19 protein-coding genes are annotated in these 25,601 nt (G+C 72.5%); 10 read left to right on the top strand and 9 right to left on the bottom strand.

Annotated features, from left to right (window positions below; all coding sequences use genetic code 11):
* Window positions 1–194: 194 nt before the first annotated feature.
* The gene (locus ACFWWU_RS36325) at window positions 195–650 is read left to right on the top strand and encodes a metallopeptidase family protein (RefSeq protein WP_329625681.1); all 456 of its coding nucleotides are present in this window, start codon (window positions 195–197) and stop codon (window positions 648–650) included.
* A 106-nt stretch (window positions 651–756) separates the two neighbouring features.
* On the opposite strand, the gene ACFWWU_RS36320 is transcribed toward ACFWWU_RS36325, so the two are convergent.
* The 3 genes from ACFWWU_RS36320 to ACFWWU_RS36310 form a co-directional block, all read right to left on the bottom strand.
* Window positions 757–2,304, bottom strand: coding sequence for a DUF5719 family protein (locus ACFWWU_RS36320; protein ID WP_384153164.1), 1,548 nt, complete (start codon window positions 2,302–2,304; stop codon window positions 757–759).
* A complete protein-coding gene (locus ACFWWU_RS36315; RefSeq protein ID WP_384153161.1) occupies window positions 2,301–6,059 on the bottom strand; it encodes a glycosyltransferase in 3,759 nt (1,252 codons plus the stop codon). The genes ACFWWU_RS36320 and ACFWWU_RS36315 overlap by 4 nt, the downstream gene beginning before the upstream one ends.
* A 242-nt stretch (window positions 6,060–6,301) precedes the next feature.
* Window positions 6,302–6,565, bottom strand: a complete 264-nt coding sequence (locus ACFWWU_RS36310) for a WhiB family transcriptional regulator (RefSeq protein ID WP_015033978.1) — start codon at window positions 6,563–6,565, stop codon at window positions 6,302–6,304.
* Between the two features lie 702 nt (window positions 6,566–7,267).
* Between ACFWWU_RS36310 and ACFWWU_RS36305 the strand changes: the two genes are divergently transcribed.
* The 3 genes from ACFWWU_RS36305 to ACFWWU_RS36295 are packed head-to-tail and all read left to right on the top strand — an operon-like array spanning window position 7,268 to window position 10,135.
* Window positions 7,268–7,777 (top strand): cysteine dioxygenase, encoded by a 510-nt coding sequence (locus ACFWWU_RS36305; RefSeq protein ID WP_384153158.1) that lies wholly within the window; start codon window positions 7,268–7,270, stop codon window positions 7,775–7,777.
* Between the two features lie 13 nt (window positions 7,778–7,790).
* Window positions 7,791–8,756 carry a 2-phospho-L-lactate transferase gene (cofD, locus tag ACFWWU_RS36300; protein WP_384153155.1) on the top strand — a complete coding sequence of 322 codons (966 nt, stop codon included), beginning with the start codon at window positions 7,791–7,793 and terminating at the stop codon, window positions 8,754–8,756.
* The gene (locus tag ACFWWU_RS36295; RefSeq protein ID WP_384153152.1) at window positions 8,753–10,135 is read left to right on the top strand and encodes a coenzyme F420-0:L-glutamate ligase; all 1,383 of its coding nucleotides are present in this window, start codon (window positions 8,753–8,755) and stop codon (window positions 10,133–10,135) included. The genes cofD and ACFWWU_RS36295 overlap by 4 nt, the downstream gene beginning before the upstream one ends.
* 7 nt (window positions 10,136–10,142) lie before the next feature.
* Here ACFWWU_RS36295 and ACFWWU_RS36290 read toward each other — a convergent pair whose 3' ends face one another.
* The 3 genes from ACFWWU_RS36290 to ACFWWU_RS36280 form a co-directional block, all read right to left on the bottom strand.
* Window positions 10,143–11,186, bottom strand: coding sequence for a DNA-3-methyladenine glycosylase family protein (locus ACFWWU_RS36290; protein WP_384153149.1), 1,044 nt, complete (start codon window positions 11,184–11,186; stop codon window positions 10,143–10,145).
* Between the two features lie 449 nt (window positions 11,187–11,635).
* Window positions 11,636–12,718 carry a sugar phosphate nucleotidyltransferase gene (locus ACFWWU_RS36285; RefSeq protein ID WP_384153146.1) on the bottom strand — a complete coding sequence of 361 codons (1,083 nt, stop codon included), beginning with the start codon at window positions 12,716–12,718 and terminating at the stop codon, window positions 11,636–11,638.
* Window positions 12,719–12,822: 104 nt separating this feature from the next.
* Complete coding sequence (locus ACFWWU_RS36280; protein WP_384153143.1) at window positions 12,823–14,217, bottom strand: peptidoglycan recognition protein; 1,395 nt, start codon at window positions 14,215–14,217, stop codon at window positions 12,823–12,825.
* A gap of 136 nt (window positions 14,218–14,353) precedes the next feature.
* Here ACFWWU_RS36280 and ACFWWU_RS36275 point away from each other — a divergent pair, with 136 nt between their 5' ends.
* From ACFWWU_RS36275 to ACFWWU_RS36260, 4 genes are all read left to right on the top strand, one after another.
* Window positions 14,354–15,106: a TIGR03089 family protein gene (locus ACFWWU_RS36275; protein ID WP_384153140.1), complete on the top strand. Its 753-nt coding sequence runs from the start codon at window positions 14,354–14,356 to the stop codon at window positions 15,104–15,106.
* 419 nt (window positions 15,107–15,525) lie between these two features.
* The gene (locus tag ACFWWU_RS36270; protein ID WP_384153137.1) at window positions 15,526–16,749 is read left to right on the top strand and encodes an LCP family protein; all 1,224 of its coding nucleotides are present in this window, start codon (window positions 15,526–15,528) and stop codon (window positions 16,747–16,749) included.
* A gap of 258 nt (window positions 16,750–17,007) precedes the next feature.
* A complete protein-coding gene (locus ACFWWU_RS36265) occupies window positions 17,008–18,768 on the top strand; it encodes an LCP family protein (protein WP_384153134.1) in 1,761 nt (586 codons plus the stop codon).
* Between the two features lie 50 nt (window positions 18,769–18,818).
* Window positions 18,819–20,615, top strand: coding sequence for an LCP family protein (locus tag ACFWWU_RS36260; protein WP_384153131.1), 1,797 nt, complete (start codon window positions 18,819–18,821; stop codon window positions 20,613–20,615).
* A gap of 122 nt (window positions 20,616–20,737) precedes the next feature.
* Here ACFWWU_RS36260 and ACFWWU_RS36255 read toward each other — a convergent pair whose 3' ends face one another.
* A complete protein-coding gene (locus tag ACFWWU_RS36255) occupies window positions 20,738–21,757 on the bottom strand; it encodes a glycosyltransferase family 2 protein (RefSeq protein ID WP_384153128.1) in 1,020 nt (339 codons plus the stop codon).
* A gap of 264 nt (window positions 21,758–22,021) precedes the next feature.
* On the opposite strand from ACFWWU_RS36255, the gene ACFWWU_RS36250 reads away from it, so the two are divergent.
* Window positions 22,022–23,410, top strand: coding sequence for an LCP family protein (locus ACFWWU_RS36250; RefSeq protein ID WP_384153125.1), 1,389 nt, complete (start codon window positions 22,022–22,024; stop codon window positions 23,408–23,410).
* 82 nt (window positions 23,411–23,492) lie between these two features.
* Here ACFWWU_RS36250 and ACFWWU_RS36245 read toward each other — a convergent pair whose 3' ends face one another.
* Complete coding sequence (locus tag ACFWWU_RS36245; protein ID WP_267043951.1) at window positions 23,493–24,026, bottom strand: acyl-CoA thioesterase; 534 nt, start codon at window positions 24,024–24,026, stop codon at window positions 23,493–23,495.
* 130 nt (window positions 24,027–24,156) lie between these two features.
* Between ACFWWU_RS36245 and ACFWWU_RS36240 the strand changes: the two genes are divergently transcribed.
* Entirely contained in the window at window positions 24,157–25,443 is a 1,287-nt protein-coding gene (locus tag ACFWWU_RS36240) for an LCP family protein (RefSeq protein WP_384153122.1), read from the top strand.
* 63 nt (window positions 25,444–25,506) lie between these two features.
* On the opposite strand, the gene ACFWWU_RS36235 is transcribed toward ACFWWU_RS36240, so the two are convergent.
* A partial coding sequence (locus ACFWWU_RS36235) for an acyl-CoA dehydrogenase family protein (RefSeq protein WP_132919430.1) occupies window positions 25,507–25,601 on the bottom strand: 95 nt, incomplete at its 5' end.

Genomic DNA, 25,601 nt, shown 5'->3' with positions numbered 1-25,601 from the left:
AGGAGGCGATCCGGACAGTCGGGGATACAAATCCGGTCAACCAGGGCCAGATGGCCGATCGCGACACGCTGCCGATTCGGGCGCGTGGGCGGCCGGAATGTTCAGGTTTCGACAGCTGGGGCGGTGGGGCGCGGGAATGTGGCGAGGATCCGCCCCGGTGCGGAAACACCGAGGAGGGTTACGCTGCGTCAGTGATGGACAGTCCTGTGCCGCCGAACCCCTCGCACCCCTCCACGGAGCCCCCGGCGGAGCCTCGGGTCCGCCGCCGCGACCGTCACGGGCGCGGGATGCGGGGGCCGGTCGCGCCGCCCCAGGTGCCGCTCTCCACGAGCCGGTCCGACACCTTCCGCGATCTGGTGCTGGATTCGGTCGAGCGCCTCGAACGGCACTGGCCGCAGCTGGCGGACATCGAGTTCCTCGTGATGGAGGTGCCGCCGCCCGTGCCGGGCGAGACGGTGCCGCTGGGCGGTTCGGCGCCCGCCGACAAGGGCGAGCCCGCCCGGGTCGTCGTCTACCGGCGGCCGGTCGAGATCCGCTCGAAGAGCCGCGACGAGCGCGCGCTCCTCGTCCACGAGGTGGTCGTGGAGCAGGTCGCCGAGCTCCTCGGGCTCTCCCCCGAGTCGGTCGACCCCCGGTACGGGCAGGACTGACCCCCGGACGGGCAGAACCGCCCACGGTGCGGGAAGGGCTGACCCCGGTGCGGGAAGGCCCCGTAAGGGTGGCGGAACCACTCTTACGGGGGCTGTCCCGCCCCGCTCAGTCTTCGAGGACCTTGAGGTCCTGGCGCGCCGACGGGACCTCGACCGTGCCCCGGTCGTCGGCGAGCGGCTGGATCGTGAACATCTTGACGCCGTCCTCCGGCACCGCCAGCGTCCGTGAGGCGTGCACCTTGCCGCCCGAGACCGGTTCCACGGTCAGCGCGTAGGCGCCCTTGAGGCCCTCGGGGACCAGGTCGGTCAGGGCCGTCGTCGTCCCCGCCTTGACCGTGACCGTCCTCGACACCGGAGTGCCCGCTCGCGAGCCAGCCGAGGCCGTGACCTTGACCTGGGCGTCGGCGCCGGTCGCCGTGAGGGCGAGCGTCGACACCTTGGCGCGGTTGTCGGCGACCGTCGCGCGGGCGGAGATCGCCGCGGTCGCCGGGATGAAGGCGATCTCGGTGCTCTCGCCCTTGCCGCGGACGACCTGGAGGGCGGCCACCACCGGGGTCGCCTTCTTCGGGTCGCTCGGGGTGAGCAGCAGGGAACCCGCCTGGCCCCGGGTGAGGTCCGGCAGGTCGACGGAGGCCGTCATCCCGGACTTCACGTGCAGGGTGCCGGCGCCCGCGGGGACGATCGTGCCCGTCGGGGTGGCCAGCTGGATCTTGAGGTCGGCGTCGTCGGCGCCGGGGACGAACGCCACGAGCCGTACGGAGGTGGCGTCGGCCGGGATGCCGGGGAGCACGGCGCTGGTCGCCGGGTCGGCCGCGGCGGCGAGCCAGTCGCTGCCGAGCTTGTCGTCGGCCGCGCCGATGGCGGCGCCGACGCGTCCGCTGCGGGTGGTGACGTGGACGGTGACGTCCCGCTGGGCGGCCGTGCCGGTGAGGGTGGAGAGGAGGACCGGGACCGTGGAGCGGGCAGGCACGGGGATGCCCTCGGTGAACTGGGACTTGAGGACGCCCTCGGGGCCGTACAGCTCGATGTCGGCGACGGCGGCCGTGTCGTCCGGGTTGGTGAGGTGGACGTAGTCCTGGCGCTCCTTGGCCGTGGAGGCCGCCGGGAACCAGAAATCGGTGTCGGGGGCGCCGCAGGTGACGCCGAGGAGGCCGCGGGCACCGCCCGCCGTGACGGCGGTGGTCTGCTGGACGGTCCAGCCGGGGGCCAGGGTGCCGGTCGCCGTGCCGGTGAGGGCGGGCGCGGAGCCGCCGTTCGCCTCGGCGGTCACGGGCTTGCCGGGGGCGGTGACGGTGGCGGGGGCCTTCGGGGCCTTGGACTTCTTGCCACCGCCCGAGCCGCCGCCGCGGGTCGCCCCGCTCGCCGCCGCCCTCAGCTGGGCCGTGGGCTGCTCCGCCGTGGCGGAGGTGCCCGCCGTCGTGCCCGCCGCGGCCGTGCCCGCCGTGCCTGCCGGGGTGTACGAGGTGTAGACGGTCTCGGCCACCTCGGAGGTGCTCGGGGCCGGGCAGACGAGGCCCGCGCGCTGCACGGGCAGCCGGGTGGGGGCCTTGGCCACGGGGGCGGGGGCGGCGTCCGGGGTGGTCAGGGTGGCGAAGCCGGTGACGGCGGCGAGGGCCGTGGTGACCGCGATCAGGGAGAGGGTCGTGCGCTTCACTGGTTGCTGCTCCCGTCGGGACGCTGCTCGGTCTCGTGACCCTGGGGGTAGTCGTAGCCGTAGGCGTACGGGTCGTACGGCTGCTGCTGCGGCGGCTGCTGCTGCTGCTCGTACTGCGCCTGCGGGTCGTACTGCTGCTGCTCGTAGCCCTGGTCTGCGTACTGCTGGGGCTGCTGAGGCTGCTGGGGCTGCTCGTAGCCCTGCTGGGGGTACGCGTACGGCTGCTGCTGGTACGGGTCCGCCGCGTACTCCTGGTAGTAGCCCTGGTCCGCGTAGGGCTGGGCCTGTGTCAGGTCCTGGGCCTGGCTCTGTTCGTGAGCCTCGGCCTGGGCGGTCTGGGCGTAGGCCGGGTCGTACCCGCTGCCGTCCCATCCCTGGTCCTGTGCCGGTTCCCGGGCCTCGTACGCCTGCTGCTCCGGGATCGGGACCGGCGCCGGGTTCTGCTCCTGGTCCGGTGCCCCGGTCCCGGCGCCCTCGGCGGCCTCCGCCTCCGCGGCGGCGCGGAGGCGGCGCGCGCGGCGGCCGTCGCCGTCGGTCGCCTGGGCGGGGATCGCGAGCTCCTCCTCGGGCAGGTCGTCGTCGATCTCGCGGCGGCGGCCCGGCAGGGCGAGGACGAGCAGGACGACGGCGAGGCCGAACTGCGTCCAGGTCCACACGGTGTGGGTGAGCGGCTGGTCGTACGTGAGGTCGAGGCGGCCGCCCTGGGCGGGGAGCTCGAAGCCCTGGGCCCAGCCGTCGACGGTGGTCCCCGTCAGCTCCTTGCCGTCGAGGGTGGCGGTCCAGCCCTCGTCGGCGCGGTCGGCGACGCGCAGGACGCGGCCCGCGGGGCCCGCCGGGATCTCGGTGTGCGCCTCGACGGGGCCGGCGGCGACGGCGACCGGCTTCGCGGCCCCGGTCGTCTCGTCGGCCTTCGCCGCGTCCCCGGTCTTCGCGGCCGGCGGGACGATCATGATCCGGGCGATCTCGCGGTCCACGCGCCAGAGCGCGCTGCCGTCGAGCTGGCTGAGACGGCTGAGGCCGGGGGTCGCGTCGAGGACGCGGCTCATCTGGCGCGGCGCCCCGTCCCGTACGAGGACGTAGCGGATCGCGTAGCCGCTGAGTTCCTGGGTCTGGTCGGCGCCGGAGCCGGCGACGAGGTGGGCGACGACCGCGTCGAGGCGGGGGTCGGTCTCGGCGGCGGCGGAGAGTTCGCCGTCGCCGAGGCGGGCGCCGGAGCCGCGGACCAGGGTGTACGTGACCTCGCCGGGCGAGGTGCCGCCGAGGACGAGGGTCCGGGGCCGGTCGCTGGTGCCGCTCTCCTCGGCGACGAAGGCCGGGACCTGGACCGGGTCGCGGCGGGTCAGCGGGCCGTCGGCGCCGCCGATCATCCAGCCGGCGGCGGCGACGGCGGGGCCGACGGCGCAGGCGAGCGCGATGAGGGCGGCGACGGGCTGGCGCCAGCCGAAGCCGTGGGCGGCGACGCGGGTACGGCCGCCCTCGGCGCCGATCATGCCGGCGGCGATGAGGGCGGCGCCGTAGACGAGGGTGGCGGGGCCGGCCCAGCCGGTGCCGTCCGCGCCGTTGGAGAGGACGGCGAAGAGGAGTCCGGCGAGGGCCGCGGTCCAGGCGGCGAGGACGGCGAACCTGCGCTCCTCGCGCAGGAGGCCGGCGAGGGCCGCGAGGACGAGGCCGATGAGGAGGAGGCCGCCGGTGGTGCCGGGGCCGCCGGGGCTCGCCGCGAGCAGGTCGAGCGCGCCGGCCGTGCCCGTACGGACGTCGAGACCGGCCTCGCGCAGGAAGGCGGCGGGGTCGGTGAGCAGGGAGAGCGACCAGGGCGCGAGGGCGAGGATCGGGGTGCCGACGGCGGCGAGGAAGCGGAGTCCGTACGCGGTGATGTCGGAGCGGTGGACGACGAGGACGCCGAGGCCGAGGAGGACGGCGAGCGGCCACACGATCGGGGTGAACGCCGTCGCGAAGGTGAGCAGGAAGGCGTACGCCCAGGTGGCGCGCCAGCTGCCGCGGTCGGGCCGGTGGAAGCCGTGGGCGGCGACGGCGGCCCGGGCGATCAGCGGGAGCAGGATCGCGAGGACCGCGGTGCCGAGCCGGCCGCCGGCGAGGGCGCCGGTGGCGGCGGGCAGGAACGCGTACGCGACGGCGCCCCACGCGCGCAGGAGCCGGGACTCGACGATCGGGCGGGCCGCGAAGTACGCGGTGAAGCCGGCCAGCGGGACCGAGCAGACGAGCAGCAGGGTCAGCGCGGTGGACGTGGATCCGAGGAAGAGCGCGGAGAGCGCGGCCAGGACGCCGAGGTAGGGCGGGGCGGTCTGGGTGCCGCCGGTGCCGATGGCGTGCCAGGCGTCGGCGTACCGCGACCAGAGGTCGGAGACGGTGTCGGGGGCGGGCAGCAGGGCCCCGCCGGCCAGCGAGCCGCCCGCGAAGAGGTTGCGGCAGGCGACGAGGGAGACGAGGAGCAGGAGGCCGAAGAGGATCGGACCGGGCTTGCGGGCGATCTTCTTGAGCCGGGCGAACTGCTCGATCTCCAGGTAGTCGGCGTCGTCGCCGCCGGGTCCCGACTCGACGACGCCGTGGCGGGAGCCGCCCGAGTCGGCTTCCGCGCCGCCGACGTTGGCGGCGAGCTGTTCGACGGCGGCGCGGACGGTCGCGCCGGGCGGCGGGAAGAGCGGGCGGAGCTCGCTCGCCGCGACGGCCGGGTTCTTGCGCCGTTTGCGGGCGGCGAGGATCTTCTCGGGCCGCAGGAGGGTGGCGAGGAGGCCGGTGACCTCGTCGACGGCCTGGCCGGGGACCTTGCCGACGAGCGAGGCGAGGGTGCGGACCAGGGTGCTGAGGACGAGTCGTACGAGGACGTAGGGGAGGGCGCGGCCCGGGGTGTTGGCGAGGAGCGCGTAGACGGCGCCGGCCTTGTCGACGCGGTGCGGGCTCGCGGCCGTGCGCCCGGCGCAGTCGACGGTGCGGCGCTCGCGGGCGGACGCCTCGGCGTGCCGGAGGACGGCGTCGGGAGCGACGAGGACGCGGTGGCCCGCGGAGTGGGCGCGCCAGCACAGGTCGACGTCGTCGCGCATGAGGGGCAGGCGGCGGTCGAAGCCGCCGAGCTCCTCGAAGACGTCGCGGCGGACGAGCATGCCGGCGGTGGAGACGGAGAGGACGGAGCGGACCTGGTCGTGCTGGCCCTGGTCCTGTTCGCGCCGGTCGAGTCCGGTCCAGCGGCGGCCGCTGTGGGCGATGGAGACGCCGACTTCGAGGAGTTGCTTCCGGTCGTACCAGCCGCGCAGTTTGGGGCCGACGACGGCGGCGTACGCGTCGGAGTCGGCGACGCGCAGGAGTTCGGCGAGGGCGCCGGGCTCGGGGGCGCAGTCGTCGTGCAGGAGCCAGAGCCACTGGACCGGTTCGCCGTGCGGGAGTTCGGGGAGCTCGTAGGCGTCGTCGTTCCACGTCCGGCTGACGGGGTCCCAGCCGCTGGGGCGCTTCAGGTACGGCAGGTCCTCGGGTCCCAGGACGGGGGCCGTGCGGGCGGCCTCCTCGACCGCGGTGCCGAAGCCGGTGCGGCGCGCGAGGTGCAGGACGCGGTCGGCGCCGATGGCGTCGGCGACGAGCCGTGCCGAGTCGTCGGCGCTGCCGGTGTCGGCGGCGACCACGTTCTGCACGGGGCGCTCCTGGGCGAGCAGCCCGGCGAGGGCGTCGGGCAGCCAGCGGGCACCGTCGTGGGTGACGAGCACGGCGGTGACGACGTGTCGCGGAAACTCAGGAGTTGAGGACATCGAGCTACGGGCCCTCCGGCCGGGGTCGCCCGCGGGGGGCGTGGGGTGCGTCTCGGACGGAGGCCCACACTAACGGCTGTGCGCGGGGCGGCACGCAGAACGGTCCGCCGCCTGTGGACAGAGCACAGGGGGCGGACCGTTCGTCATGTCCTGGTGTGCGCGCTTCCGCGCGCGGGGCCCGGAGGGCTTCGGGAGCCGTTCCGCGACCGGGGTCGAGCCGGTGGCCCGGGGCCGGGTGCGGCTCAGACGGCGGCCTTCTTCAGTCGGCGTCGCTCGCGCTCGGAGAGGCCGCCCCAGATGCCGAACCGCTCATCGTTCTGCAGGGCGTATTCGAGGCACTCGGAGCGGACCTCGCAGGCGAGGCAGACCTTCTTGGCCTCGCGGGTCGAGCCGCCCTTCTCGGGGAAGAAGGACTCGGGATCGGTCTGGGCGCACAGCGCGCGCTCCTGCCAGCCGAGTTCCTCGTCCGCGTCCTCGACCAGCAGTTCCTGGAACAACTCGGTCATGTGCGCCCCTCGTCTGTTCTGTGCGTCCCCGTGATGTGGCCGTTGCCGAACCCGGCCGAACGACACGAGTGAAATTACAAGTTCGTGCTCTGTGCGAGTCAAGCCGAGATCTGCTATTGGGCCCCGTATTCACTCTGCGGAACCAAGCCTATGCGGAAAGTGTTCAAATCACCAAAAAACGTGACACATGCCACCGGCCTGGCCGTACCGCGCAGACCCCTCGCCAGAAAGGACGTCCGAGACTTGGATCTTGTTGCGATCCAGCCATGGAAGCGATCCGGATCACATTCCGATCACGGAGAGTGACGAGTGAGCCAGGGCTCACCGCGCGGGCGCCGCCATGTTTACGGGCACGGTTGATGCGCCATCTCTCCTGGTCCGCACGTGAACAAACCTTTCTCCGGGCACGGTAACCGGATGAGGTGAAACATTAGCGCCAAATCGGGCATTGGGTTGACAGTCGGGTCCCCTTCCCGCCACCTTTGGTGGCATGCCAGCGACCGCCGCGACCGCCGCGACCCACGCCCGTGGGTTCCGCCGCGCTGTCCAGGTCCGCTGTCGCTGTTGTTGTTCCAGCTGTTGATGCCGTAGAGCTCCAGCTTCTTCCTTCCAGCGTCACCCAGCGTCATCTGCGCGTCACTCGCGTCACCTTTCTCCGTGACCCCCCACCGCTTCTGTTTCTGCTGAGGAACCTCCCCACCCATGAACATGGACAGCGACCTTCAGATCGCCGGCGACATCCTCGAGGTCCCGCACCTCCTCCAGCCCGAGCGCGCCCACCCCGTCACCGTGGCCGAGTTCGCCGGGCTCGCGCGCTCCATCGCCGACGACCGCTCCCAGTGGGCCCCGTACGTCGAGTACGACGCCACGACCCGCTGGTACCACCGGCTCCGCACCGGCCCCGGCTATGAGGTGTGGCTGCTCTCCTGGGTGCCGGGCCAGGGCAGCGGGCTCCACGACCACGGCCTCTCCTCCGGCGTCCTGACCGTCCTGGAGGGCGAGTTGACGGAGCGCACGGAAAGGGGCGCGCGGACGCTCGACGGCGGCGCGCAGCGCGTGTTCGCGCCGGGGTACGTCCACGAGGTCGTCAACGACTCCCTCGAACCGGCCGTCAGCCTGCACGTCTACTTCCCCGGCCTGACGGACATGCCGATGCACGAGTCGCTCCAGGGCCAGTGCGCCCCGGCCGACCCGGCTGTCGTCCTCGCCTGACAGACTGCTGACCATGCGCATTGTGGTTCTGGCCGGTGGCATCGGTGGTGCCCGCTTCCTTCGCGGCCTCAAGCAGGCCGCGCCGGACGCGGAGATCACGGTCGTCGGCAACACCGGTGACGACATCCATCTCTTCGGGCTGAAGGTCTGCCCCGACCTGGACACGGTGATGTACACCCTCGGCGGTGGCATCAACGAGGAACAGGGCTGGGGCCGCCTCGACGAGTCCTTCACGGTCAAGGAGGAGCTCGCGGCGTACGGCGTCGGACCCGAGTGGTTCGGCCTCGGCGACCGGGACTTCGCGACCCACATCGTCCGCACGCAGATGCTCGGCGCGGGCTTCCCGCTGAGCGCCGTCACCGAGGCGCTGTGCGCCCGCTGGCAGCCGGGCGTGCGGCTGCTCCCCATGACCGACGACCGCGTCGAGACGCACGTCGCGATCGAGGTCGACGGCGAGCGGCGGGCCGTGCACTTCCAGGAGTACTGGGTGAAGTTGCGCGCCTCCGTGGACGCGAAGGCCGTCGTCCCGGTCGGCGTGGAGGCGGCGAAGCCCGCGCCGGGCGTCCTGGACGCGATCGCCGAGGCGGACGTCATCCTCTTCCCGCCGTCCAACCCCGTGGTGAGCGTCGGGACGATCCTGGCCGTGCCCGGGATCCGCGACGCGATCGTCGCGGCCGGCGCCGCCGGGACACCGGTCGTGGGGCTCTCCCCCATCGTCGGCGACGCGCCCGTGCGGGGCATGGCCGACAAGGTGCTCGCGGCGGTCGGCGTGGAGTCCACGGCGACGGCGGTGGCCCTGCACTACGGCTCCGAACTCGTCGCCGGCTGGCTGGTGGACACCGTGGACGCGGGCGCCGTGGCGGACGTCGAGGCGGCGGGCATCCGCTGCCGCGCGGTGCCGCTGATGATGACGGACGTGGAGGCGACGGCCGCGATGGCGCGTGAGGCGCTGGCGCTCGCCGAGGAGGTACGCGGGTGACCGCCGGCCCGTCCTTGTACGGCTCCGCTGCCGGCGGGTCCCTTGTCGACGGGTCCGCTGCCGGCGGGTCCGCTGCCGGCGGGTCCCCCTCGTACCGGGTGTGGGCGCTCGACGGGCTGCCCGAGGTCGCGGCCGGGGACGATCTGGCCAAGCTCATCGCCTCCGTGTCACCGGGGCTCGTCGACGGCGACGTCCTCCTCGTCACCTCCAAGATCGTGAGCAAGGCCGAGGGGCGGGTGATCGCCGCCGACGACCGCGAGGAGGCGATAGACGCCGAGACGGTACGGGTGGTGGCGCGGCGCGGCACGCTGCGGATCGTCGAGAACCGGCAGGGCCTCGTCATGGCCGCCGCCGGGGTCGACGCCTCCAACACCCCTTCCGGCACGGTGCTGTTGCTGCCGGAGGACCCCGACTCCTCGGCGCGGCAGATCCGTTCGGGGCTCCGCGAGGCGCTCGGCGTCGACGTCGGGGTCGTCGTCACGGACACCTTCGGGCGGCCCTGGCGCAGCGGCCTCACCGATGTCGCGATCGGCGCGGCCGGCGTGCGGGTCCTCGACGACCTGCGCGGTGGGACCGACGCGCACGGCAATCCGCTGAGCGCGACCGTGGTCGCCACCGCCGACGAACTCGCCGCCGCCGGCGACCTGGTGAAGGGCAAGGCGAACGGGCTGCCGGTCGCCGTCGTCCGCGGCCTGCCGCACGTGGTGGGCGGGGACGAGGAGCCGGGGGCGCGGGCGCTCGTGCGCGGCGCCGCCGACGACATGTTCCGGCTCGGGACGTCGGAGGCCGTACGGGAGGCGGTCACGCTGCGGCGCACCGTACGGAAGTTCACCGACGAGCCCGTCGACCCGGGCGCGGTACGGCGTGCGGTCGCCGCGGCCGTGACGGCGCCGGCCCCGCACCACACCACGCCCTGGCGGTTCGTCCTCCTCGAGTCGCCCGAGTCGCGGGTGCGACTGCTCGACGCGATGCGGGACGCGTGGATCGCGGACCTGCGGCGGGACGGGAAGTCCGAGGAGTCCGTGGCCAAGCGGGTGCGGCGCGGGGACGTCCTGCGCGACGCGCCCTATCTGGCCGTGCCCTGCCTCGTGATGGACGGCGCCCACCACTACGGCGATCCGCGCCGGGACGCCGCCGAGCGCGAGATGTTCGTGGTCGCCGCGGGCGCGGGCGTACAGAACTTCCTGGTGGCGCTGGCCGGTGAGCGGCTGGGCTCGGCGTGGGTGTCGTCGACGATGTTCTGCCGGGACGTCGTACGGGACGTCCTCGGGCTGCCGGAGGGCTGGGACCCGATGGGCGCGGTGGCGATCGGGCATGCGGCGGTGCCGCCGAGCGCGCGGCCGGCGCGGCGTGCTGCGGAGTTCGTCGAGGTTCGCTGAACCTTTTTTAGAGGTGGGCGATCTTGCCGGGTGCCATCCGGGGCGCCCTGCGGGGCGGGACGCGGCCGCTGAGGAGGATCAGGCGGGCCGCGCGGTGGCGCTGGCCCTCGTACGGGGCCAGGAGCTCCAGCATCGCGGCGTCGTCGGTCGTGCGGTCGCCCGTGAGGGCCCAGCCGACGATGCCCGGGAGGTGCAGGTCTCCGGTGGTGACCTCGTCCGGCGCGCCGTTGCTGCGCTGGACCGTCTCGGCGCTCGTCCACGGGCCGATGCCCGGGATCAGTTCCAGGCGCCGACGGGCCGCCGGCGGGTCCATGTGCGCCGCCTCCTCCAGGCGGGCCGCCGCTCTGGCCGCGCGGACGATCGTGGCCGAGCGTTTGCCGTCGACGTTCGCGCGGTGCCACTCCCAGGACGGGATCAGGGTCCAGGTGCGGGCGTCCGGCATCACGTACATGCCCTCGGGGGCCGGGCCCGGCGCGGGCTCGCCGTACTTCCGCACGAGGATCCGCCAGGACCGGTAGGCCTCGTCCGCCGTGACCTTCTGCTCCAGGACCGACGGGATCAGGGACTCCAGGACCAGGCCCGTGCGGGTGAGGCGGAGGCCGGGGCGGCGGCGGTGGGTGGCGGCGAGGAGTTTGTGGCGGGGGACGAAGGCGGTGGGGTCGTCCTCGGCGCCGGTCAGCGCCGGGAGGCGGTCCAGGAGCCAGGTCGCGCCCGCGCCCCAGGCTTCGGCCGCGACCTGGCCGTCGCGGACGGCGAGGCGGATCGTGCCGGGACCGGCGGGGGTACGGCTGGCCCGCCAGACGGAGCCGTCCGGGGTGACGCGGAACGTGGGGTCGGCGGGGCCGCGGCGGAGGGGGCCGAGGGTGAGGCCGAGGTCCGGGGTCGTGGCCGGGGGCGGGGTCGTGGCCGGACCCTGCGCCAAATCCGGGTCCAGGTCCTGGTCCTCGTCCTGGTTGGGCGGGGCGTCCGCTGTGGCGGGTACGGGGACGGCGCCGCCGCGCACCGTGGTGCGGGTGGTGGTGGGGGTGCGGGGTGGGAAGCGGCCGGCCATGGCTACGAGCGTAGCCGGGCGCTTGGTCTTGGCCTGTCCCGTGCGGGGCCTTGGCTCGGGGACGTGCGGGTCCTGCCTGGTGCCGTGCGGGTCCTGGAGGTGAACGCGCAGGGCGACGGGCGTCGCCCTGGGGGCGTTGCGCCCCTCTCCCCAGGGGGCCCAGCCCCGGCGGAACGCATGCCCACAACGTGGGGCGGCGGCCCGCAAGGCGCCCGCCGCGGGCGCGGAAGCGCGGCGCGGGCGCGGAAGCGCGGCGCGGGCGCGGAAGCGCGGCGCGGGCGCGGAAGCGCGGCGCGGGGTTTGTTGTGTGTGTGGGGGCGGTCGGGGTGGGGTCCACCCCGGCCGCACGCGTGCCCGCGACGTGGGGTGGTCGCGGGCAGCCCAGAGCGTGGCGGGCCCGGCGGGCGGGCGTGGCATGGCGGGTCCGCCGGGGCCCGGTCCTTGGAGGGCTACTGGTCCGAGGAGAAGCGGACCGCGTTGGCGGGGAGGGTGGTGTCGCACCAGATGCGGATGCCGTCGCGGAGTTCGTTGTCCGGGCCCACGTGGGCGCCGTCGCCTATCACCGCGCCCGTGAGGACCGTACGGGCTCCGATGCGCGCGCCCGCGCCGACGAGGGAGTCGGTGATCACCGCACCCGGTTCGATGACCGCGCCCGCCAGGATCGTGGAGCCCGTGATGCGGGCGCCCTCGCCCACCCGCGCGTCCGCGCCGATGACCGTGCCGCCGGTCAGCTTGGCGTCCGGGGCGACGCGGGCCGACGGGAGGACCAGCCGGTCGCCGCAGCGGCCCGGGACGGCCGGGGAGGGGGCGCGGCCGAGGACCAGGTCGGCGGAGCCGCGGACGAAGGCCTGCGGGGTGCCGAGGTCCAGCCAGTACGTGGAGTCGACCATGCCCTGGAGGTGGGCTCCGGAGGAGAGGAGCTCGGGGAAGGTCTCGCGTTCGACGGAGACCGGGCGGCCCGCCGGGATCTTGTCGATGACCGAGCGGCGGAAGACGTACGCGCCGGCGTTGATCTGGTCCGTGACGATCTCTTCGGGGGTTTGCGGCTTCTCCAGGAAGGCCGTCACCCGGCCCGTGGCGTCTGTGGGGACCAGGCCGAAGGCGCGGGGGTCCTCCACACGGGTGAGGTGGAGCGAGACGTCCGCGCCGGAGGTGGCGTGGGTGTCGACGAGGGCCCGGATGTCGAGGCCGGTGAGGATGTCGCCGTTGAAGATCAGGACCGGGTCGTCGGGGCCCGAGTGGAGGCGCGAGGCGACGTTGCGTATCGCGCCTCCCGTGCCGAGCGGCTCCTCCTCGGTGACGTACTCCAGGCTCAGGCCGAGGTCGGAGCCGTCGCCGAAGTGCGGCTCGAAGACCTCGGCCAGGTAGGAGGTGGCGAGCACGATGTGCTCGACGCCGGCGGCGCGGGCGCGGGCCAGCTGATGCGTCAGGAAGGGGACGCCCGCCGCCGGGACCATGGGTTTGGGCGTGTTGACCGTGAGGGGTCGCAGCCTTGTGCCCTTGCCACCGACCAGGAGGATCGCTTCAGTCACCTTGTCGTCTCTGCTTCCTGTTCGGGGCCGGTCCGCCCGCCCGTCTCGGTCTTCCGTGCGATATGACCGGTCAGTTTATGCAGATGGTTGCCCGGCTGACCCCATCAGCGCCTTCCCTGGTACTTCGCGGAGGTCGTCCTGGCCGTGGCGAGCTTGCCGTACAGGCGTGCGCCGGGGCACTCCGTGGCGAATCCGTCACGGTGTCCGGCGATCGTGCGGAGCTTGACCTTCGTGCCCTTCTTGTACAGGTTTCCGCCACCTGAGGTGAGGTACGTCGTGCCCTTCGGGTCCACACCGTGCAGCCCGAGTTTCCAGGCCGTCAGTTTGGCGACGGCGGTGAGCACGGCGGCCGGCGGATTCGTCTTGCTGTACGTGCCGAGGACGGCGACGCCCATGCTGTTCGTGTTGAATCCGAGCGTGTGCGCGCCCAGGACGGGCTTGGCCACACCTCCCGCCCGGCCTTCGTAGATGGTGCCGCACTTGTCCACGGCGAAGTTGTAGCCGAAGTCCCGCCATCCGCTGCTCAGGACGTGGTAGCGGTAGATACCGCGAAGGACGGAGGGGGCCTGGCGGCACGTGTAGTTGTTGCCGGTCGCGCTGTGGTGGACGAAGGCCGCCTTGACGCTCTTCGTGTAGACGAAGCCCTTCTCGCGGAGCTTCTCGTCGGCTCCCCAGCCCTTGCGCGTGATGATCTTCGGGCGGGGGCCGATGTACGGCTTCGCCGCGACCGCCGCGACCGGGGCGGCCTGAGCGGTCTTCGCCGGTGTCGTCTGCGGACGCCGCGCCTCCTGCGGGAAGTGGCGGAACGTCACCTCCGTCTCCTCCTTCGACAGCGCCGGGATCCAGGCCGCGCCGTACGGCGCCAGCTGGGAGTTGACCGCGCTGGCCGCCGCCTCGGCCGCCGTCGGGCCGGCCCCGACCGCCGCCGTACGGACCTGGGGGGCGGTGCCGGCCCGGTCCGCGCCCGGGTCGACCAGTTCCAGGCGGAGGCCCTCGGGGAGCTGGTCCTCGCCCCGTACGCGGATCTCGACGCCGTCCGAGTCGCCCACCCACAGCGGTGCCGTGGAGCCCTTGAGCGCCCGGGAGGCGCCCTCCGCGGTCTCCGGGTCGGCGCCGTGCTCGTCGTTGTGGGTCTCCACGTCCTGCCACTCCGACCAGGTCCCGCCGCCGGTGGCCCGGGTGCGGACCTGCACGGCGCCGTGCAGCGCGGCCGTCGGGTCGTCCCAGACGACGCCGACGAGGGAGAACGGTCGGACGTCGCGTCGGGCCAGGCCCCGCTCGCCCGGATCGGCCCCGGTTCCGCCGCCGAAGCCGCGTACGGAGCCGTCCAGGGGCACGAGCGGCAGCGACTGGGTGGAGCCGGGCAGTTCCTCGGGCCCCGGTGGCAGCGCGGCGACCGCCGGTGGCGCCGTGGCCGCCGCGGGTGCGGCGAGGGAGGCCGGCAGGGCGAGCACCGCCGCGCAGGTGACGGCGATCGAGGTGGCGAGTGAGGCACGCATGGGCCGATCGTGCGTATCCCCGGGCCGTTCCGCGCGCCGGGAATCCGCGCGGAAATTGACGGACCGTCGGGCCGACCGGTGGACGGCGTCACCGGTACGGAGGACCGCTCGCGCCCGCCCGCGTACGCTGTCCGGCGTGAACGCCAGCGACCGCACCCCCGCCGACCTGCTGCGATCCGCGCTCGCCGCGGACCCCGCCCGCCCCTTGGTCACTTTCTACGACGACGCCACCGGTGAGCGCGTGGAATTGTCCGTCGCCACCTTCGCCAATTGGGTGGCCAAGACGGCGAACCTGCTCCAGGGAGAGCTGTCCGCCGGACCGGGCGACCGGCTCGCGCTGCTGCTGCCCGCGCACTGGCAGACGGCCGTCTGGCTGCTCGCCTGCTCCTCCGTCGGGGTGGCCGTCGAGGTCGGCGGCGATCCCGCGGACGCGGACGTCGTGGTCGCCGGGCCGGAGACGCTGGAGACGGGGCTCGCCTGTTCCGGTGAGCGGATCGCGCTGTCGCTGGCGCCGATGGGGCGCCGCTTCCCCGCCCCGCCCGCCGGGTACGCCGACTACGCGGTCGAGGTGCCGAGCCAGGGCGACCGGTTCGCGCCGTTCGTGCCGGTCGACGCGGAGGCTCCCGCCCTCGTCGTCGACGGTACGGAACGGAGCGGCACGCAGCTCGTCGAGCAGGCCCGCGTGGACGCGGCCGCGCTCGGCCTCGCCCCCGGCTCCCGCCTCCTGTCCGGGCTCGGCTACGGGACCTGGCAGGGGCTCTCGTCCGGCCTGTACGCGCCGCTAGCGGCCGGCGGCTCGGTGGTGCTGTGCCGGAACCTGGCCCAGCTGGCACCCGAGGCCCTGGAGAAGCGCGTGGAGAGCGAACGCGTGACGCACACGGCGCTCTGAGCCCCCCCGGACCCTCGCCGGTGCACTCAGAGGACCGCCCCGGCTCCTCCCCGAACGGAAGGCCGTCCCGACTCCTCCCCGAACGGAAGGCCGTCCCGACTCCTCCCCGGAAGGCTCTCTGAGCACCCCGCCAAGCACACCTGCCCGCCCCGAACCCGCACAAGCCCACCCACACCAACCCAGCGCCCGATCGACACCCACCGGCACCAGCCCCCACCGACCCAGGCGCAGCTGACCCGATGAAACCCCATTTGGCCTAGGGCCGCGCCGAGTCCCCGGGCCCCCGCACCGACTCCGGTACATGATCGGCCGGGGGGAGTCGACTCCTTCCGCACAACCATGCGTCGGGTTCGGCCGTCTTCTTCCATGACCGGTGGCCGCCGGGCGCGCCGCCGACGCCTTGAAGGACGGACTGAGACGTGACGGACCGTGCTGGCACGCCCCCCGAACCGGATCCCCCGGCAGCGGAGGACGCGGCGCCCGGTGCTCCGGAGCAGCCGAGCAAACGCCACTGGCTGCGGTGGACGGCCCTCGCGATCTCGTTCGTCGTGCTGCTCGCGGCCGGGGTCGGCTGGTGGTTCTACCGGAAGCTCGACGGCAACATCACCACGGACACGACGGCCGCCGAAGAGCTGCGGAAGTACGAGAAGGAGCGGCCGACGGCGGGCGCCACCGCCGCCAGGAACATCCTGCTCATCGGCTCGGACACCCGGACCGGCGAGGGGAACCGCGAGTACGGCAAGGACAAGGGCACCCAGCGCTCCGACACGACGATCCTGCTGCACCTGTCGGCGGAGAAGTCGAGTGCGACGGCCGTCTCGCTCCCGCGCGACCTGATGGTGACGATCCCGAGCTGCTCCAAGCCTGACGGGACCCGCACCCGCGAGCAGTTCGCACAGTTCAACTGGGCCTTCGAGTTCGGCGGCACGGCGTGCACGATCCGTACCGTCGAGAAGCTGACCGGGATCCGCGTCGACAACCACATGGTGATCGACTTCCGGGGCTTCAAGAAGATGGTGGACGCCGTGGACGGGGTGGAGGTCTGCCTCAAGGAGCCCGTCGACGACGCCGACGCCAAGCTGAAGCTGCCCGCGGGGCGCCAGACGCTCCGCGGTGAGCAGGCCCTCGGCTTCGTACGGGCCAGGAAGTCGATCGGCAACGGCAGCGACACGGAACGCATGGACCGCCAGCAGCAGTTCCTCGGCGCCCTCGTCAACAAGGTCCAGAGCGACGGGGTCCTGCTGAACCCGACCAAGCTCTACCCGGTCCTGGACGCGGCCACGAAGGCGATCACGACCGACCCCGGGCTCGACTCGCTGCGGGACCTGTACGACCTGGCGCGCGCGATGCGGGCCATCCCGACGGAGAAGGTGCAGTTCCTCACGGTGCCGCGCCGCCCGTACACGTACAACGCGAATCGGGACGAACTGGTACAGCCGGCGGCGAGTCAACTCTTCAGGCAGCTACGGGAGGACAAGCCCGTCCTCGTGACTCCGCACACCGAGGAGGAGGGCGGCGAGGGGAGCGGCGGGACGGGCGTCGGGAGCCGCGGCGACGGGAAGCCCGACGACGCGGACGCCCCGACGCCCTCCACGACGCCGACCTTCACGGGCCGGAACGCGGCGGAAGGGGTGTGCTCCTGAACACCCCTCGGGGGCGGTGGGTAAAGGGCGCCCCAAGGGGAGGGCGGTGAGGGATGAGGTTTGGGCAAATTGCCCGGTTGTAAGGGGCGTGGAATTTGTCACTGACGTCGCTCCACGCTGAACTGGGCGGATAGTGTGACGCGATCCGGTGCACCCCGACCGTCTGGTCGTCGCACTCACCAAGGATCGAACGACCGAGAGAGCGGCGCCCTTCGGGGGAGGCGCCTCGCGTGGCACCGACGGAGGATTCGAGTAACCGTGGACGCGCACAGCCGTGGACGGGCGGACGAGATCGACCCCGCCGACCAGTGGGTGCTCAACCCGCAGACCGGCAACTACGAACTGCGACTGGACCACTCCGCTGGGCAGCCGCCGTCGCCGTCCCGGCCCCGGAGATCGAACACGGCCACCGCTGCCGACAGAGCCGACACCGGCCACGGCGCCACCGCCGGCACCGGCACGGCCACCGAGGTGCCCGTCCCCGGTCAGCGCCGTCGCCGCGTCTCCGAGCAGGGCGGCGGCGGACAGCCGCCCGCGAGCCGCCGCAAGCGCAAGCAGGGCGCGTCCCGCAAGAAGAAGGTCCTCCTGTGGACCGGCGGCACGATGGCCCTCGTGCTCGTGGGCGGCGCCACCGGCGCGTACATGCTCTACCAGAAGCTCGACGGCAACATCGACGCCGTCGACGTCGGCAACGCCGCGGTGGAGACGCCGGGCATGGACGGGCCGCTCAACATCCTGGTCATCGGCAACGACGTCCGGACCGGCGAGGGCAACGAGACCTACGGGAACAAGACCAACGTCACCGGCCACGCCGACACGACGTTCCTGATCCACATCGCCGAGGACCGCACCAACGCGACGGCGGTGAGCATCCCCCGCGACCTCAAGATCGAGATCCCGGACTGCCCCACGAAGCAGCCCGACGGCTCGACCAAGGTCATCCCCGGCTCGGTCGGGAAGACCAAGTTCAACGAGTCGTTCGGCGTGGACGGCCGCGACCCCGGCTGCACCATGCGCACCATCACGGAGATGACCGGCATCGGCATCAACCACTTCATGATGGTCGACTTCAACGCGGTCAAGACGCTGTCGACCGCGGTCGGCGGGGTGAAGGTCTGCCTGACCAAGCCCATCCGCGACAAGAGCTCCAAGCTCGACCTCGACGAGGGCGAGCACCGCATCCAGGGCGAGGACGCGCTCGCGTTCCTCCGCAACCGCCACGGCCTCGGCAACGAGAGCGACCTGGACCGCATCAAGATGCAGCAGCAGTTCCTCGCGTCGATGATGCGCCAGCTGAAGGAAGACACGCTGGACAGCCCGACGCAGCTGCTCGACGTCGCGGAGGCGGCGACCGACGCGCTGACGGTCGACAAGGGCATAGGAAGTGCCCTGAAGCTGACCAGCCTCGCCAAGGAGATCGGCAAGGTCGACCTCAAGAACATCAGCTTCATGACCGTGCCGGTCGTCGACAACCCCGACGAGCCGCCGAACAAGCGGGCGACCGTCGTCCTCGACCAGACCAAGGCCCCGCAGGTCTTCAGCATGATCCAGAACGACGTCTCCTTCACCGAGGTGAAGAAGAAGGAGAAGGACGCCAAGAACGCCAAGGCGCAGGCCCAGGCGAAGCTCCTCCAGGGGACGCGCGCGCAGGCCGCCGACGTCCGCGTCGACGTCTACAACGGCAGTGGCATCACGGGGGCCGCGCAGTCCACGATCAACTGGCTGCAGAACGACATGGGTGTGAGCCGCTCCACCAACAAGAGCAACGCCCCCGAGAAGGCGGCGAAGACCACACTCACCTACGCACCGAACCAGGCCGATCAGGCCCGCAAGCTCGCGGACATGATGGGTCTGGCCGCCACGGCTCTCAAGCCGGGCACTCAGGACGCCGCGGAACGCGAGCCCATGACGCTCGTCCTCGGCGCCGACTTCAAGGGCGCGGGGGTGCCCATCAAGGGTCCGACGAAGGCGCCGGACGTCGACAAGGTAGAAGCCGACAAGAAGGTGTGTGCCGAATGACCTGGAAACACCAGGCCTCGGCGCACTGCTGATTCACGAGGGGACCTGGGGTGGGACAGAACGTGCGTGGGGAGGGAACGCGGGGACGCGTTCCGCGCGCCCGTCAACTGGGCTGGGACGACGAGCTGCACGGGGCGGGGGAGGCGACCGGCGCCGGGGGCGAAGCCGGGAGCGCCGGCACCTCCGAGGACGCCGGGTCCTCCGGTACGTCCGCGTCGGCGTCGACCCGAGCCGAGCGGCGGCGCAGCGGCAACAGCGGCGGGGGCGGGGCGGGGGCCGGCGGCGACGCGCGGACGAGCCACCGGCGCGGCGGCTCGCGCCGACGGGCCAAGAAGGCCGGCAAGCACAAGGTGCTGCGCTGGGTGGCGATCACCCTGGCGGTGCTGATACTCGGCACGGCCGGCGCCGGATACCTGTACTACGAGCACCTCAACGGCAACATCCGCAGCGGTGACCGCGCGGGCGGCAGCAGCGGCGTGAAGAAGGCCGCGCCGAACGCGCTCGGCGACACCCCGCTCAACATCCTCCTCATAGGCTCCGACAGTCGGGCCGACGAGAAGAACATCGCCCTCGGCGGCGGCCGGAACGACAAGGACCGCAAGCCGCTCGCCGACGTGCAGATGCTGCTCCACGTCTCCGCGGACCGGGAGAACGCCTCGCTCATCTCCATCCCGCGCGACACGGTCGTCAAGATCCCGGAGTGCAAGGACGAGAACGGCACGCCCTACGCCGCCACCACGAACCGGCCCATCAACGAGTCGCTCCAGCGCGGCGGTCCGGGCTGCACCCTCACCACCTGGGAAAGCCTCACCGGGGTCTACATCGACCACTGGCTGATGGTCGACTTCGCCGGTGTGGTGGCCATGGCGGACGAGGTCGGCGGCGTCCCCGTCTGCGTCAAGACGGCCGTGCACGACAAGTCGACCCGCCAGGTGAAGGGCGGCTCCGGCCTGAAGCTGCAGGAGGGCACCACCGAGGTCCAGGGCGTGCAGGCGCTCCAGTGGCTGCGTACCCGGCACGCCTTCGGCAGCGACCAGAACCGCGCCAAGGCCCAGCACATGTACATGAACGGGATGATGAAGAAGCTCCAGGAGCAGAACGCCTGGACCGACACGGGGCGGCTGATGGGCCTGGCCGAGACCGCCACCAAGTCCCTCAAGGTCTCGCAGGACCTCGACACCGTGAAGAAGCTCTTCGATCTGTCGATGCAGCTCAAGAACGTGAAGATCGACCGCCTGACGACGGCGACCGTCCCCACGGACCCCTATCCGCAGCGGCCGGACGAGTGGCTCCAGCTGCGGCCTTCCGCCGCCGACAAGATGTGGTCGATGCTCCGTGACGACGTCGCCTACGACAAGAACGGCGACAAGTCCGGCGCCAAGACGAAGCCGAAGGCCACCGCCTCGCCCAAGCCCAAGACCCCGGCCGAGGACCCCGGTTCCTTCCCCGTGACCGTCGTCAACGGCACCGACGGCGCCGACGAGCCGGCGGTCGAGGGCCGGGCCGGCGACATGGCCGAGGCCCTTCAGGCCAAGGGCTTCACCCAGGCCGACTCCTCCCAGGACGGCGGCGGCCGCAAGGACACCGTGGTCACGTACCCCAAGGCGGACGGCGACCAGGGCAAGGCGAACGCGCTCTCCGTGACGAAGGCGCTCGGCCTGCCCGACTCGGCCGTCCGGGCCGATGCCGAGGCGAAGGGCATCACCCTGGTCGTCGGCGCGGACTGGCGCGAGGGCACCACGTACAAGAAGCCGACGCAGGTGGCCGGTGACCTGCCGGACGGCGCCGACGACAAGGCGGAGTGCATGGACATCTACTCGGTCTACCGGTGGGACGGGAAGAGCTGATCCCCCTCACTCGCAGGCGCACATGACGACGGCCGGGCCCCCTGGGGGACCCGGCCGTCAGTCATGTGTGTGATCCGGCGTGTGTGATCCGGCGTGTGCGATCCGGCGTGTGCGCGATCCGGTCAGACCGTCTCGGACTCGCCCGCCTTCACCGCCGGGCGGCGGCTCGCGATGACCTTCCGGGCCAGCGAGCGCGGGCTCGTCAGGAAGCCGTACCCCCACGACATGTGCATCGTCGCGAGCGCCACCGGGATCTGGAGGCGGGCCTTCAGCGGCAGGCCCTTGCCCGCCGGGACCGAGCCCGCCGTGATGGCGGCGAGGTAGCCCGCCGGGATCACGAAGCCGAGCGGGGTGAGCGTCGCGCCCACGACGATGCCCGCGGCGATGGCGCAGACGGCGGTCGGCGGCGCCAGGTAGCGGAGGTTGATGGAGCCCTGGTGGTAGCGGGCCACCACGTGGCGCCAGCGGCCGTAGTCCTTGTACTGCTTCGCGAGGGCCTTCACGGAGGGCCGCGGGCGGTACTGGACGCGGAGCTCCGGCGAGAACCAGATGAGGCCGCCCGCCTCGCGGATGCGGAAGTTCAGCTCCCAGTCCTGGGCGCGGATGAACTCCACGTTGTACCCGCCCTGCTGCTCCAGCGCCTCGCGCCGGAAGACGCCCAGGTACACGGTCTCCGCCGGGGCGGCCTCGCCGCCCGTGTGGAAGGCCGCGTTGCCCACGCCGATCTTCGAGGTCATCGCGGCGGCGACCGCGTCCTCCCAGGCGTTCTCGCCCTCGGCGTGCATGACACCGCCGACGTTCTGCGCGCCGGTCTCCTCCAGGAGCCGGACGGCGGTGGCGATGTAGTTCGGCGAGAGCATGCCGTGGCCGTCGACGCGCACCACGATCGGATGACGGGAGGCCTTGATCGCGGCGTTGAGCGCGGCGGGGGTGCGGCCCGTGGGGTTCGGCACGGTGTGGACGCGGGGGTCTTCTCGTACGAGCTCGGCGGCGATCTCGTCCGTACGGTCCGTGGACGGGCCGAGGGCGATCACCACCTCCATCTCGCCGTCGTACTCCTGCTCCAGGATGTGGCGGACCGAGGTGCGCAGATACCGCTCCTCGTTGAGGACCGGCATGATCACGGAGACGGGGGGCAGCATGGTTCCTCGGGGGTTCGGGGGTCGCCCCCCGGAAGACAGCAGTATTGCCCGCCACGTTACCGCGAACGGGGGACACCGGTGCGCGCCGCATGGGTGGTGCACCCTTGCGCTGATCGTATGGGCCTACCGTGCTCACGGTTCCCCTTGTCCCACCCGCGGAGGTGTCCGTCCGTGCCCACGCCGCCCCGCACGCCCCGTCGCCGGCCCGTGCCCCGGCCGCCCGTACCGGTCCGTCGGCGGCGACCGCGGCGCCCCCGGTGGGGGATGCGGATGGCGACCGCGCTGTCCGTGGGGGTCCTCGCGGCGGGCGGGATCGGGCACGCGGTGGTGACCGGCCTCGACACCGGTATCACCCGGGTCGACCCGTTCAAGGACATGAAGAACCGGCCGCAGGCCGGGCACGGGATGAACGTCCTCGTCGTCGGCACCGACGGGCGGGACCGGATCACCCCGGAGGAGAAGGAGAAGTACCGGCTCGGCGGCGCGCCCTGCCACTGCACCGACACCGTGATGCTCGTGCACATCTCGGAGGACCGGGAGCGGGCGAGCGTCGTCAGCCTGCCCCGGGACTCGTACGCCGAGATGCCGGAGCACACCGATCTGACCAGCGGCAGGAAGCACCAGTCCCATCCCGTGAAGCTGAACGCCGCCTACGCGGAGGGCGGGCCGGGGCTGACCGTCCGGACCGTCGAGTCGATGACCGGCGTCAAGATCGACCACTATCTGGAGGTCGACTTCACGAGCTTCATGCGGACCGTGGACGCGATCGGCGGGGTGCAGATCTGTACGACGAGGGCCGTCAAGGACTCGTACACCGGGCTCGACCTCGCGGCCGGCACCCACGAGCTCGACGGCGGGCAGGCCCTCCAGTACGTCCGGTCCCGGCACATCGACGGGGCCGCCGACATCGGGCGCATGCAGCGGCAGCAGAAGTTCCTGGCGGCGCTGATCGACCGGGCGACGAGCGGCGGGGTGCTGCTGAACCCGGTGCGGTTCCGTGAGATGGCCACCACGATGCTGAGTTCCGTCCGGGCGGACGAGGACTTCGGTACGGATCAGCTGTTGGCCCTCGCCAAGGCGATGCGGGGCTTCACCCCGGCGTCGTCGGAGTTCGTGTCCGTGCCGATCGGCGACATGAGCTTCCCGGTCAAGGGGATCGGTTCGACGGTGAAGTGGGACGCGGCGAAGGCGCAGAAGCTGTTCCAGGCGCTGCGGGAGGACCGGCCGCTGACGCCGCAGAAGGCGGCGGACTCCGCGAAGGCGGGTGGCGCGCCGAAGACGGTCGTCGTGGACGTGGCTCCGCGCACCATCCGGGTGCAGGTCTACAACGGGACGCGGACGGACGGACTCGGCCGGAAGGTGGACGACGCGCTGCGCGGCACGGGCTTCGACACGACCCGGACGCCGCTGACCGGGGCCGGGCAGGAACGGGCGCGGACGCTGGTGGAGTACGACCCGCGCTGGGACCGCTCGGCGAAGACGCTCGCGGCGGCGCTGCCGGGGGCGGAGCTGCGGGCGGTGGCGGGGCGGGGCGGGACGCTGCGGGTGACGGTGGGGGCGGACTACCGGGGGGTCACGGGGGTGCGGGCGGAGGACGCCCGGCGGGGCGGGCCGTTCGAGGCGGTGACCGGGGACCAGGTGGTGTGCCCGTAGGGGCAGGGGCCGCTCGTCGCGGTGACCGGGGACCAGGTGGTGTGCCCGTAGGGGCCGCTCGTCGCGGGCGGCCCCCTGAGGGTCAGTCCTCGTAGCCCTCGGCGGCTCGGCGCTCGCGGAGCTCCTTGATGGCCTGGCGGCGGGCCAGGCGGTGGGTGCGGCGGATCTGGGCCTCCTGGTGGCGGCGCTTGTCCTGCTCCGTCTCCGGGACGACCTGCGGGACGCGCCGCGGCTTGCCGTCCGCGTCGACGGCAGCGAAGACCAGATAGGCCGAGCCGACCTGGGTGGCGGGCGTGGACTCGTTCCAGCGCTCGGCCATGACCCGTACGCCGACCTCCATGGAGGACCGGCCGGTCCAGTTGACCTGGGCCTTCACATGGAGCAGGTCCCCGACCCGCACCGGCTCCAGGAAGACCATCTCGTCCATCGAGGCGGTGACCGCAGGGCCGCCCGAGTGCCGGCCCGCGACGGCGCCCGCCGCGTCGTCCACCAGCTTCATGATCACGCCGCCGTGCACCGTACCGAGGAGGTTGGTGTCGTGGCTCGTCATGATGTGGCTGAGGGTGGTGCGGGAGGCCGAGGTGGGCTTGCCCGGGATATCGCCCTGATCTGTCATGCCCTCCACCTTATGCCGGGTCCCGTCAGCGTCCCCGTGGGGTCCGTTTTGCATCAGCTTGGCAACAGGGCCGGTCCGATATTCCACCCGGCCTGTCCAGGGGATTCCCCCGCCCGGCACACTGGTCCGCATGAATGACTGGCCCCATGACGGCGGACACGGCCGTGGCAACGCGAACTCCCAGCCCGAGGGACCTCGCCGGATGAGCCATGTGCAGCGTCCTCAGGTCCCGCAGCAGCAGCAGCCGTACGGGCAGCAGCAGCCCCGCGACGGCCAGGGCTACAACCCGAACTACACACAGGCCCAGAACTCGGGCTACGACTCCGGTTACAGCACCGGCCAGGTCTACGGCGGCCCGCAGCAGGGCGGCGGCGCCCAGGGCGGCGGCGGGGGTCCCGTACCCCCGCAGTACGCGCCGAGGCCCGGTGGCGGCCCCGCCCCGGACTGGCGCAAGCGCGCCAAGATCGGCTCGATCGTGCTGGTCGTCGGCGTCCTCGCCTGGGGCATCGGCACGTACGCCTGGGCGAGCTCCCAGATGCGCAACGAGGTCGACCTCTCCAAGGTCATCGAGCGGCCGTCGGAGGGCGACTGCACGACGTATCTGATCGTCGGCTCGGACAGCCGTGAGGGCATGACGGCCGAGGAGAAGAAGAAGCTGCACACCGGCTCCGCCGCGGGCAAGCGGACCGACTCGATGATGATCCTCGCGGCCTGCTCCAGCGGGAACACGATGGTCTCGCTCCCCCGCGACTCGTGGGTGACGATCCCCTCCTTCGTCGGCTCCGAATCGGGCAAGCAGTACGCGGCCCGCGGCAGCTCCAAGCTGAACGCGGCGTACGCGATGGACGGGCCCGAGCTGCTCGTGCGGACCGTCGAGTTCAACACCGGCCTGCGCATCGACCACTACGCGGAGATCGGCTTCGCCGGCTTCGCGAACATCGTGGACGCGCTCGGCGGCGTGGACCTCAACATCGAGAAGGGCTTCAAGGACAAGAAGTCCGGGGCGAACTTCGAGGCCGGCGAGCAGACCCTCAACGGTGAGCAGGCCCTGGCCTTCGTCCGGACCCGGTACGCCTTCGCCGAGTCGGACCTCGCGCGGACGAAGAACCAGCAGAAGTTCCTCTCCGCCCTGGCCAACGAGGCGGCGACGCCGGGCACGATCCTCAACCCGTTCGCGCTGTACCCGACGCTGGGCGCCGGTCTGGACACGCTGATCGTGGACAAGGACATGTCGCTGTACGACCTCGGGAAGATGTTCTTCGCGATGAAGGGCATCAGTGGCGGCGACGGCAAGTCCATGAACATGCCCATCTCGGGCCGCGCGCCGCAGAACTCGCTCAAGTGGGACATGCCGAAGGTGAAGCAGCTGGTGCAGCAGATCCAGAACGACGAGAAGGTCACCGTCGAGTCGAAGTGACCCCGTCGCCGTACGGGAAAGGGCGCCCTTCCTTCTTCGAGGGGCGCCCTTTCCCGTACCCCCTTACGGGAGGTTGCGGGCCATGACGATGCGCTGGACCTGGTTGGTGCCTTCGTAGATCTGGGTGATCTTGGCGTCGCGCATCATGCGCTCGACGG

Source organism: Streptomyces sp. NPDC058650, assembly GCF_042717315.1.
Taxonomy (GTDB): Bacteria; Actinomycetota; Actinomycetes; order Streptomycetales; family Streptomycetaceae; genus Streptomyces.
Note: the sequence above shows the minus strand (reverse complement) of the source record. Positions and strands in the feature narration are given on the sequence as shown.

What these genes read in the sequence shown, in the direction of transcription:
- ACFWWU_RS36325 (WP_329625681.1), top strand. Translation starts at nt 195, where the DNA reads ATGGACAGTCCTGTGCCGCCGAACCCCTCGCACCCCTCCACGGAGCCC.
- ACFWWU_RS36315 (WP_384153161.1), bottom strand. Translation starts at nt 6,059, where the DNA reads ATGTCCTCAACTCCTGAGTTTCCGCGACACGTCGTCACCGCCGTGCTC.
- ACFWWU_RS36245 (WP_267043951.1), bottom strand. Translation starts at nt 24,026, where the DNA reads ATGACAGATCAGGGCGATATCCCGGGCAAGCCCACCTCGGCCTCCCGC.
- ACFWWU_RS36250 (WP_384153125.1), top strand. Translation starts at nt 22,022, where the DNA reads ATGCGGATGGCGACCGCGCTGTCCGTGGGGGTCCTCGCGGCGGGCGGG.
- ACFWWU_RS36255 (WP_384153128.1), bottom strand. Translation starts at nt 21,757, where the DNA reads ATGCTGCCCCCCGTCTCCGTGATCATGCCGGTCCTCAACGAGGAGCGG.
- ACFWWU_RS36240 (WP_384153122.1), top strand. Translation starts at nt 24,157, where the DNA reads ATGAATGACTGGCCCCATGACGGCGGACACGGCCGTGGCAACGCGAAC.
- ACFWWU_RS36290 (WP_384153149.1), bottom strand. Translation starts at nt 11,186, where the DNA reads ATGGCCGGCCGCTTCCCACCCCGCACCCCCACCACCACCCGCACCACG.
- ACFWWU_RS36280 (WP_384153143.1), bottom strand. Translation starts at nt 14,217, where the DNA reads ATGCGTGCCTCACTCGCCACCTCGATCGCCGTCACCTGCGCGGCGGTG.
- cofD (WP_384153155.1), top strand. Translation starts at nt 7,791, where the DNA reads ATGCGCATTGTGGTTCTGGCCGGTGGCATCGGTGGTGCCCGCTTCCTT.
- ACFWWU_RS36310 (WP_015033978.1), bottom strand. Translation starts at nt 6,565, where the DNA reads ATGACCGAGTTGTTCCAGGAACTGCTGGTCGAGGACGCGGACGAGGAA.
- ACFWWU_RS36305 (WP_384153158.1), top strand. Translation starts at nt 7,268, where the DNA reads ATGAACATGGACAGCGACCTTCAGATCGCCGGCGACATCCTCGAGGTC.